The sequence below is a fragment of the Megasphaera indica genome (genome assembly GCF_046614755.1).
GTDB lineage: Bacteria > Bacillota > Negativicutes > Veillonellales > Megasphaeraceae > Megasphaera > Megasphaera intestinihominis.
Map to the genome: position 1 here is coordinate 1 of NZ_JBKKJR010000057.1, position 538 is coordinate 538.

The window sequence follows — 538 nt, forward strand, 5'->3', positions numbered from 1 at the left end:
CCTCGGAAGTTGATGAAGCTAGTTTACACAAGGCCTGAACTAAGTCCGTTGGATTTTTTGCGGTTTGGGCCTTAGCGACCAAAGTGCCAAAAAATATTTCACGCTGTATTTGCCAGCTTATATGGCTTCGCAGCTCCTGCGGACTGGCGTTTTGGTACTTTGCAAAATGCTCGTCCAGATACGGCAGCATTTTCAGGCTGCTGTGAACGAGGTTTACCAGATTCACCATGTGTTCAATGCCATTTTGGTGGCGAATCCGGTAGGCATTCAGCGACCAGAAGGTCTTCTGCTCATAATAGTTGGTTTCGATGGCCCAACGCAGCTTGTACAGCTTCAGAGGATAGTAGTCCATGCCCTCTGCCGGTGCGTCCCGTAGGATTTTTCGTTCCTGCCAGGCGCAGCTCATATGCAGGGCACTGGGATCCAAGGTGCTGAAGAAAAGCCGCCGGGACCCCGACGCAGTGCAGCTTACATAGGCATGAATACGTCGATTCCCGCAGATATGGGTCAAAACGACTCGATGGCCGACCTTCATGCC

Annotated in this window: 1 pseudogene; it reads right to left on the minus strand. The window is 51.5% G+C overall.

Annotation, left to right across the window (positions count from 1 at the left end):
• Positions 1 to 538: pseudogene (locus ACFCTO_RS12150) on the minus strand (IS701 family transposase); the annotation flags it as partial.